A 13,349-nucleotide genomic window follows, 5' to 3' on the forward strand; every position below is an offset into this window, starting at 1 on the left:
ATTGATGAAGAAAACCTATTTCGAAACAGAACAGACCGCACTTGAGCCGGAAAACGAATTACAACCGAAAAAAGAATTTGTCGATGTTGAGGCACTTGAAATAGCCGAGGATCCGGAAACCGCAAACGAATTAGAACGGCGTTTCGTGCAAGCGGTTGAACCCAAACCCCGCTGGTGGAAAAAAGCCTTAGCCGCAACCGCACTTTTGTTTTTGACCGCACTGGTGGCACAATCAATCCAATGGCTACTCGACAGCTGGCGCGATAATCAATGGATCACCTTTGCTTTTGCCTTAGTCGGTTTTTCTTTGGTTTTGCTCGGAATTGGCGCACTAATCAAAGAATTATACCGTCTGCGCAGCTTAAAACGCCGTTTGGTTTTACAACAGCAAAGTGCGCTTTTCTCTTCGCGGCACGACTCTGCGCGGCAAGATGGTGAAGCGGCGCGTCAGCTCTGTTTGAGCATTGCGGATAATATGCGGCTGGATAAGCGGGATATCCGCCTGCAAGCTTGGCAGAAACAGATCAACGACAGCCACAATGCGCAGGAAGTCGGTTATTTGTTCAGTCAAAACGTGTTGAGCGAGATTGACAAAAAAGCCCGCCGTTTGGTCAGCAAAAGCGCCGGCGAAGCGGCAATTGTGGTCGGTATCAGCCCGCTGGCGCTGGTGGATCTGTTTTTTGTCGCTTGGCGCAATCTTGCCTTAATCAACAAAATCGCCGCATTGTACGGCATTGAATTAGGCTATTTCAGCCGTATTCGTTTATTGCGCATGGTGTTGGTGAATATGGCATTTGCCGGCGCAACTGAGCTGATTCATGACATCGGCATGGAATGGCTTTCCAAAGATTTAATGGCAAAACTGTCGGCAAGAGCCGCGCAAGGGCTCGGTGTCGGCTTGCTCACCGCCCGTTTAGGCATCAAAACCATGGAATTTTGCCGCCCGCTCGTCTTTCAACAAGATGAAAAACCCCGCCTCAGCCAAATTCACCAAGAGTTATTAGCCACGCTAAAATCAAGTTTGTTGGGGAAAACGGTAGTCGAGGAAAAAGTGAAGTAGGTTGGAGTGAACAAATGTGAAACCCAACCTACCAAACATAACCAAAGTGCGGTCAGCACGTTTTAATCCGCTCAAATCCGTGTTCCAGATCGGCGATCAAATCGTCGACATCTTCCAAACCGATGTGAACGCGGATGAGTGTTCCGCTCAGCTTGCGCTCGATATTCGGGCGGATGTTGGCGATCTCTTCCGGTTGGTTATATAAAATCAGCGATTCAAAGCCGCCCCAGGAATATGCCATGGTAAACAAACGGAAGTGATCAAAAAACGCTTCTAATTGCGTTTGGTTCAGTTTTTGCTTCAATTCAAATGAAAACAGACCGCTGCTGCCACTGAAATCCCGTTGGAAAAATGCATGTCCCGGGCAGCTTGGCAACGCCGGGTGGAACACTGACCGCACTTCAGCGCGTGTCGCTAGCCATTGAGCGACTTTGAGGCTGCTGGCGTGGTGTTGCTTCATACGCACGCCTAAACTGCGAATGCCTCTGGCGGCAGTGTAGGCGGTGTCGGCATCGACCATTTGCCCCATTAAATAGGAGTGTTCGCGCAATTGATCCCAACAACGGGCGTTTGCCACGGCGGTGCCGATCATGGCGTCGGAATGCCCGACCAAATATTTTGTGCCGGCTTGAATCGAAATATCAATATCCTGTTCTAACGCCTTGAACAACAAACCGCCGCTCCAAGTGTTATCAATCATCATCACAATATCAGGATTGACTGCGCGCGCGGCTTTGACAATCGCCGGCACGTCGGGCACTTCCATGGTGAGCGAACTTGGCGCTTCTAAAAATAAGACTTTGGTATTGGGACGCACCAAATCAGCGATTGCCGCACCGATCAGCGGATCATAATATGTCGTTTCCACATTAAATTTGGTCAGTAGGTTATTACAAAAATCCTGCGTCGGCTCATAGGCTGCACCGGTCATCAAAATATGATCACCGCTTGCCACAAACGACAAGATCGCATTGGTGACTGCCGCCGCGCCGCAAGGATAGAGCGCGCAACCGGCTCCGCCTTCCAAATCGCACATTGCGTCTTGCAAGGCAAAGTGAGTCAGCGTGCCACGCCGCCCGTAGAACAATGCCCCCTTGGCACGGTTGATCGTGGCTTGTTTTTTTTCTTTTAAATTGTCAAAAATCAATGATGAGGCGCGTTGAATCACCGGATTCACGCCATGTTGTGTATAACGGCTTTGGCGCCCGGCGTGAACTAAACGGGTGGCGGCAGTGAATTTATGGTTGGAATCTGACATAAAAATCCTTGTGCTTAACATAAAAAGTGCGGTAATGATGAGACTTAAGATAATCGTTATCAACGCGGGAAGCAACCGCTTCCGCCGATATGGCAAAACAAATAGATTTAACCTATTTCTTAAATAGTGTGATATGAATCACGACTTTTGAATATTTATTGAGTATACTAACGGCACTAAAACGACAGTTGTTGGGATTTTAAACAAGATTGACTCAGATGGTTGTTTTAGCACCTTCACCCATTTTTTATTAGGAGATATATTATGGTATTAGTAACTCGTCAAGCCCCTGATTTCTCAGCTTCTGCGGTATTAGGCAACGGTGAAATCGTTGATAACTTCAACTTCAAACGTCATGTCGCCGGCAAAACCTCCGTTGTGTTTTTCTGGCCTTTAGACTTCACTTTTGTCTGCCCGTCCGAACTGATTGCATTCGATCACCGTTATAAAGAATTCCAAGAACGTGGTGTGGAAGTGGTTGGCGTGTCTATCGACTCTCAATTCACTCACAATGCATGGCGTAAAACCCCTGTGGATAACGGCGGTATCGGCGAAGTGCAATATGCAATGGTTGCAGACGTGAAACACGACATCGCCAAAGCCTACGGTATCGAACACCCGGAAGCCGGCGTTGCGTTGCGTGCTTCTTTCTTAATCGACAAACACGGTGTGGTACGCCACCAAATCGTAAATGATTTGCCGTTGGGTCGTAACATCGACGAAATGCTGCGTTTAGTTGATGCGTTGCAATTCCACGAAGAACACGGCGAAGTTTGCCCGGCACAATGGGAAAAAGGCAAAGAAGGCATGAAAGACAGCCCTGAAGGCGTTGCCAGCTACCTGAAGAAAAATGCAGATTCTCTGTAATTTTCATTAAATGATAAAAAACCATGCCGAGAAGCATGGTTTTTTATTGCGTAAAATCAAGCTTGTTTTTTCGCCAACCATTCCGTCGCTTATAGACTTGGTCGCTTGATTCCTCTATAATCTCGATTCTTTGTCAAAACCGCACTTTGCCCCCATAGCTCAGTCGGTTAGAGCAGTCGACTCATAATCGATTGGTCACAGGTTCAAGTCCTGTTGGGGGCACCACCGATTTTTTATAAACCAAACGAAAATCCTTTACTCTTCCATTTTGTTTCCGATTTTTCCACTGTCCGAGTCTGTTTTTCGTTCGGGGTGTCTTTTAACACCTCGGTTGTTTTGTGGCTAGTGGTATGCCGTTGTGTGCTGCCTTCGCTATAAATTTTGCGTACTTGTTCTGGCAATTCTTTTTGCCAAATATTCGGCGCGTTTGCCGGGGTCGCTGCGGATGGCGTTTTCGGCTTATAGTCGCTGCCGTTCAGCAGGATATCGTTAGGCGGTGCCGCGCCATTGATCGTCTTCCCGCTCATCACTTGCTTATGGTATTCTTCAACGGTTTTCATGTCTTTTGTCGGCATATTAGCTGTCGGGTGCCATGTCGGTTGCACGCAAGCGCTCAGTGCCAGCGGTAATAAAATGATTAAATAGTTTTTCATGTTTTCCCTCTAATAGAAAGAAACCGCACTTTGTTTGATCTGCACCTTAGTCAGTTGGTTTTGCAGTCCAACTTTTGGGGTGCAGATCAGAATCAAAGTGCGGTTTTGCAGATTAAATTCGGGCGCTAATCTACAGGGTTTTCATTTCGTCCGCAATGATTTCCGCTTCAGGTCCTAAAATAACTTGTAAAGCATTGTCACCTAATTTTACGTTACCTTTTGAGCCTAACGCTTTTAGTTGATTTTCATTGATTTTTTTACGGTCAACCAACACTAGACGCAGGCGGGTGATACAAGCATCAATGCTGGCGATATTTTCTTTTCCGCCTAGCGCCGCCATAAATTGGCTTGCTCTTTCGCGGTTATTGCCTGCTTTCACCGTTGCTGCCGACGCTACGCTTTTTTCTTCCAAGCTGTCTTCACGTCCAGGCGTTTTTAATCTGAACATTTTGATACTTGCGGTAAAAATAACGTAGTAGATAACCGAGAACACCAGACCTTGGATAATCAGCATATACCAGTTTTGTGCCAATGGATTTTGTGAAGACAATACCAGATCGACTAAACCGGCACTGAAGCCGAAACCGGCAATCCATTGCATTGAAGCGGCGAAGAAGACGGAAATACCGGTCAATAATGCATGGATTACATACAAAATCGGCGCAACAAACATAAAGGAGAATTCCAGCGGCTCGGTGATTCCGGTGAAGAATGAAGCGAGTGCCGCCGCAATCATCAAGGAAGCAACTTTGGTTTTGTTTTCCGGTTTTGCCATGTGGTACATCGCTAAGGCGGCGCCCGGTAAACCAAACATCATAATCGGGAAGAAACCTGCTTGGTACATTCCGGTGATCCCCAATACGGCACGCCCTTCAGCTAGGGATTGCGCACCACCAAGGAAGTTAGGAATATCGTTAATTCCGGCTACGTCAAACCAGAAGACGGAGTTCAAAGCATGGTGTAAGCCGATAGGAATTAATAAACGGTTGAAGAAACCATAGATACCGGCGCCGACCGCACCCATATCTTTGATTGATTCGCCGAAGCTGACTAAGCCGCCGAAAATGATCGGCCAGACATACAATAAGATGAAAGAGAGGACGATGGCTGCAACGGAAACTAAAATGGGTACTAAACGTTTACCACTGAAGAATGCCAAGGCGTTGGGTAATTCGACTTTGTAATAACGGTTATACAGCGCCGCGGAAATTGCGCCGACTAAAATCCCGACAAATTGGTTATTGATTTTGCCGAATGCTGCCGGCACTTGCTCGATGGCAATGCCTTCCAACTGTGCCACTGTACCCGGGGAAAGCAATGTTGTGACAACCAGAAAACCGACTAAGCCGGATAATGCAGCCGAACCGTGTTTATCTTCCGACATTCCGAAGGCGACACCGACGGCGAATAACAGTGACATATTGTCGATAATGGCGGCACCGGATTTGATGAGCAGGGCAGCTAACTGGCTATCCGCTCCCCAACCGTTAGGATCTAACCAGTAGCCGATCCCCATCAATATAGCTGCTGCCGGTAGCGCAGCAACAGGTACCATTAAAGCTCTACCGATTCGTTGCAAATAACCTAGGACAGACATAAGTTACCTCTCTAATTTAAGTAATGAGTATTTATTTTTTGATAAAAAATATCTTGCGGTCAAGACGGTATTATACTGGCTTAAATTTGATATTTTTGCAAGATTTTTTCCTTTTTAAGCGTTTTGAAACTCATCTTGATTTTTTATAAAAAAAATGATTAAATCAATTCAGTTTTATCTACCGAGTGTGAACAACGTTATAAAGGAGAACTAACATGAGATTAATTCCATTAAAAAGCGCCGAACAAGTAAGCCGTTGGGCGGCTAATTATATTGTCAATAAAATTAATGCATTTCAGCCGAGCGCTGAAAAACCGTTTGTTTTAGGGCTGCCGACCGGTAGCACTCCGTTACAAACGTATAAAGAACTGATTAAACTCTACCAACAAGGCAAAGTCAGCTTTAAACATGTGGTGACATTCAATATGGACGAGTATGTGGGGTTGCCGCAAGATCACGAACAAAGCTATCACACTTTTATGTGGGAAAATTTCTTTAACCACGTTGATGTGCAGGCGCAAAATGTGAATATTTTGAATGGCAATACCGCAGATCACGATCAAGAATGCCGTCAATACGAAGAAAAAATCCGTTTTTACGGCAAAATCCACCTGTTTATGGGAGGGGTCGGCAGTGACGGACATATTGCGTTTAATGAACCGGGCTCTTCTCTCAGCTCAAGAACACGGATTAAAACATTGACCGAAGATACTTTGATCGCCAATTCGCGTTTCTTTGATAACGATCTCACCAAAGTACCGAAATATGCCTTGACTATCGGGGTTGCCACCTTATTGGATGCGGAGGAAGTATTGATTTTGGCAACGGGACATAATAAAGCCTTGGCGTTACAAGCGGGTGTTGAAGGCTGTGTCAACCACTTATGGACAATCAGTGCGCTGCAAATGCACACCAAAGCCGTTTTGGTGTGTGACGAACCGGCAACGCAAGAATTGAAAGTCAAAACCGTGAAATATTTCACCAATCTGGAAGCGGCTGAAATTGCCAGTGTGGCGTAGGAGGTAAGGTTATGCGTTATGCGTTAACCAACGGCGTGGTTTATACCGCCGATAAGGTGTTGTATCAGCACGCGGTCATCGTTAATGAAGGCATTATTGAAGCACTATTGCCGGAACAAGATCTTACGGCTGATATTGAACGTGTTGATTTGGCTGGGAAAAATTTAACTGCGGGGTTTATCGATCTTCAATTGAACGGCGCGGGCGGGGTGATGTTTAACCTTGATACCACGCTTGAAACCCTGCATACCATGCAACAAACCAACATGCGCTACGGCTGTACCAGCTATTTGCCGACCTTTATCACAGCGCCGGACGAAGGCATGAAAAGTGCGGTAGCGGTTATGCGGGAATATTTGCAAGATCCGAATAACGCCAATCAAGCGTTGGGGCTGCATTTGGAAGGACCATATCTCAGCCTTGAGAAAAAAGGCGTACACCGTCCGCAATATATCCGCCAAATTTCGCCGGAAATGGTCGAGTTTTTATGCGCTAACGGCGATGTGATCACCAAATTGACAATCGCAGCGGAAAATGAAGCCGGCAATTATGTGAAGCGGTTTACCGAGAGCGGTATTTTAGTGTCGATCGGGCATTCCAATGCCAGCTATGATGTTGCCAAACAACGGATTAGCGACGGAATCGGTTTTGCCACCCATTTGCATAATGCGATGTCGCCGATCAGTTCCGGGCGTGACATGGGTGTGGTCGGCGCAGTGTTGGATTCGGATATTTATAGCGGCATTATTGTGGACGGTTTGCACGTCACTTGGTCGAATATCCGTTTTGCCAAGAAATTGAAAGGCGAAAAACTGGTGGTGGTGACCGACGCAACCGCCGCTGCCGGAGCCGATATCGACTGGTTTGATTTTGTCGGCACCAAAGTGATTGTGAAAGACGGCAAATGTTACGACGAAAAAACCGGCAGTCTCGGCGGTTCGGCGATTACGATGATTGAATCGGTGCAAAACTTGGTGGAACAAGTCGGTATCGAGTTGCCGGACGCATTGAGAATGTGTTCACTCTATCCCGCCCGCGCGATTGGGGTTGACCGCACTTTGGGTTCAATTGAAGCCGGAAAAGTGGCGAACCTGACCGTATTCGATCACCGCTTTAAGGTGAGTGCGACAGCGGTTAACGGTGTATTGCACCACTATGCGTAGTCAGTGGCTTAGGCATTAAGCTTTTCGCTTCGAATCAAATCAAGTGCGGTGCATGGTGTACCGCACTTTTTTTGGCGTTGCCAGAAAAGTGTAAATATTTTACAGTGTGTGTTTATAAATCATAAAAAAGAGAAGCCAAGGATAAGAATGAACAACCAGATACAAATCGTTAATGTCGATTTCGTCAAACAAGCCAATGGTGCGTTGGTATACCGTTTGATTGACCAATTCGGACCGATTTCCCGGATTCAAGTGTCGGAAATGAGCGGTTTGGCGGCGGCGAGCGTAACCAAAATCACCCGTAATCTATTGCGTTTCGGGCTGATTAAAGAAGTCGAGCAGCAAGAGTCCACCGGCGGGCGGCGGGCGATTTCGATTGTCGCGGAACGGAAAAATTTTGTCACGATTTTAATCCGTTTGGGGCGAACCAGCGTCACCGTTGCCGCGATGAATCTGGCGACCGAGGTGTTGTTCAAACAAAAATATCAACTCAAAACCAAACAATCGGTCACACAGCTAGAACAAAGGTTGCTGGAGTTGATTCAACGGGCAGTGATGGAATTGACCAAATCATCTCATCAAGTTATCGCTTGCGGTATTACCGTTCCCGGTTTTGTCGATCAAAAAACAAACACCATTGATTTTATGCCGCAATTTAATCTGAAAAAACCGTGGAAATTAGCGGAAAAGATTCGACAAATCATTCATCTGCCGGTATTTATCGGGCATGATGTGCGGGCTTTGGCGTTGGCGGAATCTTATTTTGGCAAAACCAAAACCTGTAGCGATTCCATTTTATTGCGGATTCACCGCGGTGTTGCCGCCGGAATCATCTTAAATAAAGCGTTATTTAGCGGCAGTAAAAATAATGTGGGCGAAATTGGACACACGCAAGTCGATCCGCTGGGGAAACCTTGTAAGTGCGGTAATTTCGGCTGCTTGGAAACGTTAGTCAGTCAGCAGGCGATTGAGGAGCGGGTCAAACAGTTGTTACGGCAAGGGCATAAAAGCCGCTTGCTCAGTGTGGAACAATGTGACTTGGAGACAATTTGCGAGGCGGTGAATCAAGGTGATCCATTATTAGTCGAATTGTTTCAGCAACTCGGAAGGCATATCGGGCAGGTTTTGGCGATGTGTGTCAATGTGCTTAATCCGGAAAAAATTATTTTATCCGGCAAAATCGCACAAGCGCAGAAAGTCTTGTTTCCGGCTATTGAAAAGACACTACAGTCAATGGCGTTGTCCGATTTTGTGAAAAGTACCGCACTTGAGGCTTCGGAACTGCCCGATGACGATATTATCGGCGCATTTGCCTTGATTAAACGAGCGCTGTGGAACGGCGAATTATTGGTGCAATTATTGGAAGAATAATCGCGGACGCAAATGCCGGACGGCATCGGTTGAATATTTTTGGTTGTAAATTGTGCGGCAAGCGATTAAACTGGTCAATCTGTGTCCGAATAGATAAAAAAAGCGTTTTTTTCATAAAAAACGGTTGACGAGTAGGGCTGATATTAGCATAATGCACCTCGCAAAACCGATGAGGTGAACGCAGAAAATAAATGAATGGCTATGTAGCTCAGTTGGTTAGAGCACAACACTCATAATGTTGGGGTCACAGGTTCGAATCCCGTCATAGCCACCATATTTTCGCGCGGGAATGGCGAAATTGGTAGACGCACCAGATTTAGGTTCTGGCGCCGCGAGGTGTGTGGGTTCAAGTCCCTCTTCCCGCACCATTCATCAGCTTTGCAATGTCATAGATTGGGGTATCGCCAAGCGGTAAGGCACTGGGTTTTGATCTCAGCATTCCTAGGTTCGAATCCTAGTACCCCAGCCATCGACTTATCTATTCTGATTTAATTGAATTTCTTATTTTGGGGTATCGCCAAGCGGTAAGGCACTGGGTTTTGATCTCAGCATTCCTAGGTTCGAATCCTAGTACCCCAGCCATCAAATAGGGTATTCAAACAGTTGCGGAAGTGGCGAAATTGGTAGACGCGCTAGGTTCAGGTCTTAGAGCCTTAACGGGTGTGGGGGTTCAAGTCCCCCCTTCCGCACCATCATCTTATATATAGTATTCTTTCTGATTTAAATCCTCCTATTAAAAAGTATTTTAGCACTTTCAATGTATTTATTTTTCGTTTCACGGGCTTAATTTGCGCGCTGATCTCACATTTTCTTAAAATAACGCTTGCCTAATACATAAAAAAAGTTCAAATTATCTATAATCCATTTTTTGTAGCATATACTTTTTATTTTGTGAAAGGTGAACCAAGACGATGTGTGAAAAAGAATTTGAATTAAAACAAGCAGGCAAGCTGGCAAGGCTGACAAACCGCACTTTTAAGTTTGATCAACGGATCAAAGAAGGTTGGTTTTCGGCGGTTTATTTTTTGAAAACCACTAAAATTGTAGCAAATCGTATTCCTAAACAGACGGTTACCATGCAATTTTTCCAAAAAAACGAAGCGGTAGTGTGTGGTATGGACGAAGCGATCGCATTGTTGCATACCTTTGCCGCCAATCCGCAAAATCTGAAGATTTGGGCGTTAAATGACGGTGATAAAATTTCGCCGTTTGAGACCGTGCTAATGATCGAAGGTTATTACGAAGATTTCGGTTATTTGGAAGGGATTATCGATGGCATTTTGGCGAGGCGCACCTCGGTGGCAACCCATGTGTATAATGTGGTGCAGGCGGCAGGCGAGAAACAGGTGATTTTTATGGGCGACCGCGATGATCACTATTCGCAACAGGCGGGTGACGGCTATGCGGCATATATCGGCGGCATGAGTGCGCAGGCGACCTATGCGATGAACGAATGGTGGGGCACGGAAGGTGTGGGCACCATGCCGCACGCCTTAATCCAATTGTTCAACGGTGATTTGATCCAAGCCTGTGAAGCCTATTTAGCCACTTTCCCGCATGATAATTTGGTCGCATTGGTGGATTATAATAATGATGTGATTGAGGATTCGCTCAAGGTCGCACGCCATTTCGGCAATAAATTATACGGTGTGCGGGTGGACACCTCCGCTAATATGGTTGATCAATATTTTCTGAAAAATCAGCATGAATTCGGACGTTATGATTTGCGTGGCACCAATCCGCGTTTAATTAAACTGCTGCGCCGCCATTTAGATGCGGAAGGCTTTGAGCACGTTAAAATCATTGTTAGTGGTGGTTTTGATTCGGCAAAAATCAAGTTGTTTGAGCAATTGGATACGCCGGTGGATTCCTACGGTGTGGGTTCTAACTTATTGAAAGTGAATATTGGCTTTACCGGCGATTGCGTGAGGTTAAACGGTGTGGAGCAAGCGAAACAAGGTCGCCGTTACAGCTTTAATCCGCGTTTGCAGGCGGTAGCGTATGTCGCAACACGGGAGAGCTAAGATGGATTTGCAACAATATGTTGATTATCTGGTGGAATGGCTGGAACAGCAACGCCAATTTTACGGCGCAAAAGGTTATGTGATCGGCATTAGCGGCGGCATTGATTCTGCGGTGGTGGTCAATCTGCTGATGAAAACCGGCGCACCGGTGCAGGGCTTGATTTTGCCGTCGGAAACCACCTCGCCACAAGATATTCAAGATGCCTACGCGGTGGCAGAAAGTGCCGGTTGCGCAGTGTTGGAAATACCGATTATCGACACCTACCGCACTTTTATGCACAGTGCGCAGCCTCTGTTTCGCGAACAAGCCGAACGGCAACACGTGATCGCCGGCAATGTGCAGGCACGTTTGCGCATGACGATGTTATACGCAGCGGCGCAAAATCAGCAGGCGATTGTGGTCGGTACGGATAATGCGGCGGAATGGCACACCGGTTATTTCACCAAATACGGCGACGGCGGCGTTGATGTTGTGCCGTTGGTGCAGTTGCGCAAAGAACAAGTCTTTGCCTTAGGACGGTTGTTGAATGTACCGCAAGCGGTGTTGGATAAAGCGCCAAGTGCGGGGTTGTGGCAAGGGCAGACCGACGAAGATGAAATGGGCGTGAGTTATGCGGAAATTGATGCTTTCCTGCGCGGCGAAACCGTGTCGGAACAGGCGCAACGCCAAATTGATTTTTGGCATAACCGCTCGCACCATAAGCGAATGTTAGCACCCGTACCGCCGAAAAGGGTGGCATAACGTAATAAAAAATGTAAATTTCCTCCCTCCCTTGCGGCAGGATATGCCCGAAGGGCGGCGGGAGGGGCACTTGGAATTATAAGCCCGCTTTATATTGCGCCGTTGCTTGTTCGAAACCTTTCACGACCTCGGTTTCCGGTTTCCCGCTAAGCAGCGAGACCACGACAATCGCAACTGACGACAATAAGAAACCCGGGATCATTTCGTAAATGCCGCTGTTTGGTAACAGTTGCTTCCAAAAAGTCACCACTAATGCGCCGGTCAGCATACCTGCCATTGCACCGTTGGAATTGGTGCGTTTCCAGAATAACGAAAACAGTACTAAGGGTCCAAACGAGCTGCCGAAACCTGCCCAAGCGTGTTCGACCAGTTTCAAAACCTGGCTTTCCGGATTTTGTGCGATCGCAATTGCGATCACGGCGATCAGCAACACCATTACGCGCCCGAGCCAAACCAGTTCTTTATCACTGGCATTCGGTTTGATAAAACCACGGTAAAAATCTTCGGTGATTGCGCTGGAGGAGATCAATAATTGGCAACTTAAGGTACTCATCACCGCGGCTAAAATCGCCGATAACAAAACGCCGGCGATCCACGGGTTAAACAGGTGGCGTGCCAGTTCGATAAAAATCTGTTCGCGGTTGCTATTGACCGCACTTGCCAGTTGCGGATTAGCGTAGAAATAGGCGATACCGAAAAAGCCGACCGCCACTGCGCCGAGTAAGCAGAAAATCATCCATGACATGCCGATACGGCGCGCACTGGTGAGTGAGCGTACATTTTCCGCCGCCATAAAACGCGCCAAAATATGCGGTTGCCCGAAATAGCCCAAGCCCCATGCGGATAGACTCAATAAGCCAATCAATGATGTGCCCGTCCACATATCGGTGAAGTTTTTGCCCAAATCCTTGCCGGCGGCTTCTAACACGACAGGCAGATCATCAATGCCGCCAATGGCAAACAGCGCCATCACAGGGGTGATAATCAAGGCGAGAACCATTAAGCCCGCTTGCACGGTGTCGGTCCAACTGACTGCGAGAAAGCCACCGATAAAGGTATAAATAATGGTGGCAAGTGCGCCATACCAAAGTGCGGTTTGGTAGGGCGTGCCGAATAGATTTTCAAACAGACGCGCCCCGGCAACCACCCCCGCCGAGCAGTAAATGGTGAAGAAAAACAGAATCACACTGGCAGCGACAATTTTCAGCATGTTGTGTTTTGCGCCGAAACGGGCTTGGAAATATTCCGGTAAGGTCAGGGCGTTGGCGTGGGTTTCGGTGAATACGCGCAGCCGCCCGGCGACCAAATACCAGTTCAGCCATGCGCCAACCGTCAAGCCGATTGCAATCCAGCCTTCGACCAACCCCGCGGCGTAGATCGCACCGGGCAAGCCCATCAACAACCAGCCGGACATATCCGACGCGCCGGCAGACATCCCGGTCACAAAACCGCCCAAGCTGCGCCCGCCGAGAATATAATCGGATAAATTATTGGTGTAACGGTATGCCAACACGCCAATCAGCAGCATACCAAAAATATAAATGGTAAATGTAATAATTGTTGGATCGTAGCCAAACATAAACAGACCCTATCAA

At 47.2% G+C, this 13,349-nt stretch carries 11 protein-coding genes and 6 tRNA genes; 13 read left to right on the forward strand and 4 right to left on the reverse strand.

Annotated elements, in window-relative coordinates:
- Positions 1 to 4: 4 nt before the first annotated feature.
- Positions 5 to 1,060 carry a YcjF family protein gene (locus tag ACWA5Z_RS07905; protein ID WP_431051240.1) on the forward strand — a complete coding sequence of 352 codons (1,056 nt, stop codon included), beginning with the start codon at positions 5 to 7 and terminating at the stop codon, positions 1,058 to 1,060.
- Positions 1,061 to 1,112: 52 nt separating this feature from the next.
- Here ACWA5Z_RS07905 and metC read toward each other — a convergent pair whose 3' ends face one another.
- A complete protein-coding gene (metC, locus tag ACWA5Z_RS07910; RefSeq protein WP_431051242.1) occupies positions 1,113 to 2,318 on the reverse strand; it encodes a cystathionine beta-lyase in 1,206 nt (401 codons plus the stop codon).
- 264 nt (positions 2,319 to 2,582) lie between these two features.
- On the opposite strand from metC, the gene ACWA5Z_RS07915 reads away from it, so the two are divergent.
- Positions 2,583 to 3,185 carry a peroxiredoxin C gene (locus ACWA5Z_RS07915; protein WP_431051244.1) on the forward strand — a complete coding sequence of 201 codons (603 nt, stop codon included), beginning with the start codon at positions 2,583 to 2,585 and terminating at the stop codon, positions 3,183 to 3,185.
- 148 nt (positions 3,186 to 3,333) lie between these two features.
- Positions 3,334 to 3,410: transfer RNA gene (locus ACWA5Z_RS07920), tRNA-Ile, on the forward strand.
- A gap of 8 nt (positions 3,411 to 3,418) precedes the next feature.
- On the opposite strand, the gene ACWA5Z_RS07925 is transcribed toward ACWA5Z_RS07920, so the two are convergent.
- Positions 3,419 to 3,838 (reverse strand): hypothetical protein, encoded by a 420-nt coding sequence (locus tag ACWA5Z_RS07925; protein WP_431051246.1) that lies wholly within the window; start codon positions 3,836 to 3,838, stop codon positions 3,419 to 3,421.
- A gap of 130 nt (positions 3,839 to 3,968) precedes the next feature.
- A complete protein-coding gene (gene nagE, locus ACWA5Z_RS07930; protein WP_431051248.1) occupies positions 3,969 to 5,435 on the reverse strand; it encodes an N-acetylglucosamine-specific PTS transporter subunit IIBC in 1,467 nt (488 codons plus the stop codon).
- Between the two features lie 215 nt (positions 5,436 to 5,650).
- Between nagE and nagB the strand changes: the two genes are divergently transcribed.
- The 10 genes from nagB (at position 5,651) to nadE (ending at position 11,754) form a co-directional block, all read left to right on the forward strand.
- Positions 5,651 to 6,454, forward strand: a complete 804-nt coding sequence (gene nagB / locus ACWA5Z_RS07935; RefSeq protein ID WP_431051250.1) for a glucosamine-6-phosphate deaminase — start codon at positions 5,651 to 5,653, stop codon at positions 6,452 to 6,454.
- Between the two features lie 11 nt (positions 6,455 to 6,465).
- Positions 6,466 to 7,617 (forward strand): N-acetylglucosamine-6-phosphate deacetylase, encoded by a 1,152-nt coding sequence (nagA, locus tag ACWA5Z_RS07940; protein ID WP_431051254.1) that lies wholly within the window; start codon positions 6,466 to 6,468, stop codon positions 7,615 to 7,617.
- Between the two features lie 147 nt (positions 7,618 to 7,764).
- Positions 7,765 to 8,988, forward strand: a complete 1,224-nt coding sequence (locus ACWA5Z_RS07945) for an ROK family protein (protein ID WP_431051256.1) — start codon at positions 7,765 to 7,767, stop codon at positions 8,986 to 8,988.
- Positions 8,989 to 9,185: 197 nt separating this feature from the next.
- Positions 9,186 to 9,262 (forward strand) — tRNA-Met (locus ACWA5Z_RS07950).
- Positions 9,263 to 9,271: 9 nt separating this feature from the next.
- A tRNA-Leu gene (locus tag ACWA5Z_RS07955) sits at positions 9,272 to 9,356 on the forward strand.
- A 26-nt stretch (positions 9,357 to 9,382) separates the two neighbouring features.
- Positions 9,383 to 9,457, forward strand: a tRNA-Gln gene (locus tag ACWA5Z_RS07960).
- A 38-nt stretch (positions 9,458 to 9,495) separates the two neighbouring features.
- Positions 9,496 to 9,570 (forward strand) — tRNA-Gln (locus ACWA5Z_RS07965).
- A 23-nt stretch (positions 9,571 to 9,593) separates the two neighbouring features.
- Positions 9,594 to 9,680: transfer RNA gene (locus tag ACWA5Z_RS07970), tRNA-Leu, on the forward strand.
- Positions 9,681 to 9,899: 219 nt separating this feature from the next.
- Positions 9,900 to 11,012, forward strand: coding sequence for a nicotinate phosphoribosyltransferase (locus ACWA5Z_RS07975; protein WP_431051258.1), 1,113 nt, complete (start codon positions 9,900 to 9,902; stop codon positions 11,010 to 11,012).
- 1 nt (position 11,013) lies between these two features.
- A complete protein-coding gene (gene nadE, locus ACWA5Z_RS07980) occupies positions 11,014 to 11,754 on the forward strand; it encodes an NAD(+) synthase (RefSeq protein ID WP_431051260.1) in 741 nt (246 codons plus the stop codon).
- A 76-nt stretch (positions 11,755 to 11,830) separates the two neighbouring features.
- On the opposite strand, the gene putP is transcribed toward nadE, so the two are convergent.
- On the reverse strand, positions 11,831 to 13,333 hold the full coding sequence (gene putP / locus ACWA5Z_RS07985; protein WP_431051262.1) for a sodium/proline symporter PutP: 1,503 nt from the start codon (positions 13,331 to 13,333) through the stop codon (positions 11,831 to 11,833).
- Positions 13,334 to 13,349: the final 16 nt, after the last annotated feature.

The organism is Testudinibacter sp. P80/BLE/0925 (assembly GCF_053570785.1).

Bases quoted from the DNA above. Each gene is read 5' to 3' on its own strand.
- ACWA5Z_RS07915 (WP_431051244.1), top strand. From the start codon at position 2,583: ATGGTATTAGTAACTCGTCAAGCCCCTGATTTCTCAGCTTCTGCGGTA.
- ACWA5Z_RS07925 (WP_431051246.1), bottom strand. From the start codon at position 3,838: ATGAAAAACTATTTAATCATTTTATTACCGCTGGCACTGAGCGCTTGC.
- nagE (WP_431051248.1), bottom strand. From the start codon at position 5,435: ATGTCTGTCCTAGGTTATTTGCAACGAATCGGTAGAGCTTTAATGGTA.
- putP (WP_431051262.1), bottom strand. From the start codon at position 13,333: ATGTTTGGCTACGATCCAACAATTATTACATTTACCATTTATATTTTT.
- ACWA5Z_RS07975 (WP_431051258.1), top strand. From the start codon at position 9,900: ATGTGTGAAAAAGAATTTGAATTAAAACAAGCAGGCAAGCTGGCAAGG.
- ACWA5Z_RS07945 (WP_431051256.1), top strand. From the start codon at position 7,765: ATGAACAACCAGATACAAATCGTTAATGTCGATTTCGTCAAACAAGCC.
- ACWA5Z_RS07905 (WP_431051240.1), top strand. From the start codon at position 5: ATGAAGAAAACCTATTTCGAAACAGAACAGACCGCACTTGAGCCGGAA.
- metC (WP_431051242.1), bottom strand. From the start codon at position 2,318: ATGTCAGATTCCAACCATAAATTCACTGCCGCCACCCGTTTAGTTCAC.
- nadE (WP_431051260.1), top strand. From the start codon at position 11,014: ATGGATTTGCAACAATATGTTGATTATCTGGTGGAATGGCTGGAACAG.
- nagB (WP_431051250.1), top strand. From the start codon at position 5,651: ATGAGATTAATTCCATTAAAAAGCGCCGAACAAGTAAGCCGTTGGGCG.
- nagA (WP_431051254.1), top strand. From the start codon at position 6,466: ATGCGTTATGCGTTAACCAACGGCGTGGTTTATACCGCCGATAAGGTG.